Origin of the sequence: Altererythrobacter sp. C41 (genome assembly GCF_016803135.1) — a bacterium.
Classification (GTDB): domain Bacteria; phylum Pseudomonadota; class Alphaproteobacteria; order Sphingomonadales; family Sphingomonadaceae; genus Pelagerythrobacter.
Genome location: NZ_JAEVFE010000021.1, coordinates 1 through 3,246, shown reverse-complemented (window position 1 = coordinate 3,246; position 3,246 = coordinate 1). Strand labels below are relative to the sequence as shown.

At 66.4% G+C, this 3,246-nt stretch carries 3 protein-coding genes; all 3 read left to right on the top strand.

Features of this window, described 5'->3' with window-relative positions; translation table 11 throughout:
• Positions 1–2: 2 nt before the first annotated feature.
• Positions 3–905, top strand: a complete 903-nt coding sequence (cysD, locus tag JNO53_RS15215) for a sulfate adenylyltransferase subunit CysD (RefSeq protein ID WP_203113612.1) — start codon at positions 3–5, stop codon at positions 903–905.
• On the top strand, positions 905–2,842 hold the full coding sequence (gene cysN / locus JNO53_RS15210; protein ID WP_203113609.1) for a sulfate adenylyltransferase subunit CysN: 1,938 nt from the start codon (positions 905–907) through the stop codon (positions 2,840–2,842). Before cysD ends, cysN begins: the two co-directional genes overlap by 1 nt.
• The coding region (locus JNO53_RS15205; protein ID WP_338015377.1) for an inositol monophosphatase family protein at positions 2,839–3,246 on the top strand (408 nt) is incomplete at its 3' end. The genes cysN and JNO53_RS15205, both read left to right, overlap by 4 nt.

The following is a 3,246-nucleotide window of genomic DNA, read 5'->3' as shown; positions in this document are numbered from 1 at the left end:
CGATGCATCGCCTGACCCATCTTGAGCGGCTTGAGGCCGAGAGCGTACATATTATGCGTGAGGTTGCGGCGGAAGCGTCGCGGCCTGTGATGTTGTATTCGGTGGGCAAGGACAGCGCGGTGATGCTGCACCTTGCGCGCAAGGCGTTCCATCCCTCGCCGCCGCCGTTTCCGCTGCTTCACGTGGATACGACCTGGAAGTTCCGCGACATGTACGCGCTGCGCGACCGGATGGCCGAGACCGCAGGGATGGAGCTGCTGGTGTGGCGCAACCCCGAGGCGCTGGAGCGCGGGATCAACCCGTTCGACCATGGGCCGCTGCACACCGACATGTGGAAGACGCAAGGCCTGAAGCAGGCGCTCGACCACTATGGCTTCGACGCGGCTTTCGGCGGCGCGCGGCGCGACGAGGAGAAGAGCCGGGCGAAGGAGCGGATCTTCTCGTTCCGCACGGCGAGCCACGGATGGGACCCGAAGAACCAGCGCCCCGAGCTGTGGAACCTCTACAACGCGAAGAAAGCCAAGGGCGAGTCCATCCGCGTGTTCCCGCTGTCGAACTGGACCGAGCTCGACATCTGGCAGTACATCATGGCCGAGGGGATCGAGATCGTCCCGCTCTACCTCGCCGCGCCGCGCCCGACGGTGGAGCGCGACGGACTGCTGCTGATGGTCGACGACGAACGCTTCCCGCTCGAGCCGGGCGAGGAGCCGGTCATGCGCTCGATCCGCTTCCGCACCCTCGGCTGCTATCCGCTGACCGGCGCGGTCAAGAGCGAGGCGGCCACCTTGAGCGAAGTCGTGCAGGAGATGCTGCTGACCACCACCAGCGAACGCCAGGGCCGCGCGATCGACAAGGACGAAGGCGGCGCCGGCATGGAGAAGAAGAAGCAGGAGGGGTACTTCTGATGACCCACGACGCTTCGACCGAACCCGCCTACCGGGTCGACAGCCTCGTTGCCGAGGACATCGACGCCTATCTCGAGCAGCACCAGAACAAGGGGCTGCTGCGCTTCATCACCTGCGGCAGCGTGGACGACGGCAAGTCGACCCTGATCGGCCGGCTGCTCTACGATTCGAAGATGATCTTCGAGGACCAGCTCGCCAGCCTGGAGTCCGATTCGAAGCGCGTCGGCACGCAGGGGCAGGAACTCGACTTCGCGCTGCTGGTCGACGGCCTCGCCGCCGAGCGTGAGCAGGGCATCACGATCGACGTCGCCTACCGCTTTTTCGCGACCGAGAAGCGCAAGTTCATCGTCGCCGACACCCCGGGGCACGAGCAGTACACGCGCAACATGGTGACCGGCGCCTCGACCGCCGATCTCGCGGTGATCCTGGTCGACGCGCGCAAGGGCGTGCTGGTCCAGACCCGGCGCCATTCGTATCTCGCGCACCTGATCGGCATCCGCCACCTGGTGCTGGCGGTGAACAAGATGGACCTGGTGGACTACGACCGGGAGACCTTTGACAACATCGTCGCCGACTACCGCGCCTTTGCCGAGGAGATCGGCATCGAGGAGTTCACCGCGATCCCGATCTCGGGCTTCAAGGGCGACAACATCACCTCTGCCCCCTCGCCCAATACGCCGTGGTACGAAGGGCCGAGCCTGGTCGAGCGTCTCGAGACGGTCGAGGTTGCCGGTACTGCGGCGCAGGCGCGCAGCTTTCGGATGCCGGTGCAATGGGTCAACCGCCCCAACCTCGACTTCCGCGGCTTCTCCGGCCTGATCGCCAGCGGCACGGTGAAGCCGGGCGATACGGTCCGCGTGGTCCCCTCGGGCAAGACCAGCACGATCAAGTCGATCGTTACCTTTGACGGCGAACCAGGCGAAGCGGTCGCCGGCCAGTCGGTCACGCTCACCCTCACGGACGAGATCGACTGCTCGCGCGGCGATGTGATCGCGGCGGCAGGCGATCCGCCGCAGGCCTCCGACCAGTTCGAGGCGACGATCGTGTGGATGAGCGATGAGGCATTGAAGCCCGGGCGCGGCTACTGGCTCAAGCTCGCCACCCAGACCGTGACCGCCACGGTGCAGGAGCCGAAGTACGAGATCAACGTCAACGCCGTCGGAAGTCCGGGGGAGCATCTCGCGGCCAGGACGCTCGGCCTCAACGCGATCGGCGTGGCCGAGCTGCGCACCGAGCGGCCGATCGTGTTCGAGCCCTATGACGACAGCCGAGCGCTCGGCGGGTTCATCCTGATCGACAAGATGACCAATGCGACCGTGGGCGCCGGCATGCTGCACTTCAGCTTGCGCCGTGCCGAGAACGTCCATTGGCAGCCGACCACGATCACCCGTGAGGAGCACGCAGGCCTGAAGAACCAACGCCCGCGCGTGCTGTGGTTCACCGGCCTTTCGGGATCGGGCAAGTCGACCATTGCCAATGCGGTCGAGCAGAAGCTCAACCTGATGAACCGGCACACGTTCCTGCTCGACGGCGACAACGTGCGCCACGGGCTCAACCGCGACCTCGGCTTTACCGAGGCCGACCGGATCGAGAACATCCGCCGGGTGGGCGAGGTTGCCCGGCTGATGACCGATGCCGGCCTGATCGTCCTCACCGCCTTCATCAGCCCGTTCCGCGCCGAGCGGCGCATGGTGCGTGAGATGATGGACGAGGGCGAGTTCATCGAGATCTTCGTCGATACCCCGCTCGACGTGGCCGAGGCACGCGATGTGAAGGGTCTGTACAAGAAGGCCCGTGCAGGCGAGCTCAAGAACTTCACCGGGATCGACAGCCCCTACGAGGAACCGGAGAACGCCGAGATCCGCGTCAACACCGTCGACATGACGGTCGAGGAAGCCGCCGACTACATCGTCTCCAGGATTCTTCCCCTCAAATGACCGTGACCGACGCTGAACTCGCAGCGCAGCTCGCCGCTGCCGCCGGACGCATCCTGATCGAGGTGCGCGAGAGCGGGCTGTTCCAGGGCAAGGCGCTCGGCAGCGCGGGCGACGAGGTCTCGAACCGGTTCCTGCTCCACGCGCTCCAGGCCCAGCGCCCCGACGACGGCGTCTTGTCGGAGGAAAGCCGCGACACGCTCACCCGGCGGGAGAAGTCGCGGGTCTGGATCATCGATCCGGTCGACGGGACCCGCGAGTACGGGGAGGAGCGCGACGACTGGGCGGTCCATGTCGGGCTTGCCATCGACGGGGAAGCCAAAGTCGGCGCGGTCGCGCTGCCCGGCCTGAACGGCGGCGTGGTGCTGCGCAGCGACCGGATCGCCGCCCTGCCCGAACCCGCCGCC